A 554-nucleotide genomic window follows, 5' to 3' on the forward strand; every position below is an offset into this window, starting at 1 on the left:
GGCGCTATGATGCGGCTAGCCTATTAAGCTCGTATAAAGAGCCCCGACCCCGCTTAAAGGTCGTGGCGCGTCGGTGAAGGCGCCTTCATCGAGTACGCCAACGGGAAGTACGCCGGGAGGCGGACCGACGCCGATCGGGTCTCCGGCGCCTTCGCCGTCGCCCCCGCCGACGGCCCGCTCAAGATCGTGCTCTACGCCTCCTGGCGCGCGGAGTGGCACCCCCTCTACGGCCGCTGGGTGCGCATCTACCCGCGAGAGCCCATCTCCATGCGGCTGGAGGGGGGGCGGCTGGTGTGCGAGGGCCACCGCCCGGCGGACTGGGTGGTGGAGCCGATGCCCGAGGGCTTCAACTTCCCCGGCTTCCTGCCCGAGGAGAACGACTTCGACGTCTTCAACACCCCCTACGAGCTCCCCGCCGAGCTCGACCCCTACGCGGGGAGGTGAGCGGGCATGGGAAACCTGGGCAAGCTCGAGGCGCTGCTGCTGAAGATCCTGGGGTCGCTGGCCCTGGGGGTGGCCCTGCTGGCCCTGCCCCCCCTGGCCCTCCCCGACCG

1 protein-coding gene is annotated in these 554 nt (G+C 70.2%); it reads left to right on the plus strand.

Annotation, left to right across the window (positions count from 1 at the left end):
* Positions 1-186 precede the first annotated feature (186 nt).
* Positions 187-444 (plus strand): hypothetical protein, encoded by a 258-nt coding sequence (locus Mhypo_RS17860; protein WP_119342537.1) that lies wholly within the window; start codon positions 187-189, stop codon positions 442-444.
* Positions 445-554: the final 110 nt, after the last annotated feature.

Source organism: Meiothermus hypogaeus (assembly GCF_003574035.1).
In the GTDB taxonomy this organism is placed as follows: domain Bacteria; phylum Deinococcota; class Deinococci; order Deinococcales; family Thermaceae; genus Meiothermus; species Meiothermus hypogaeus.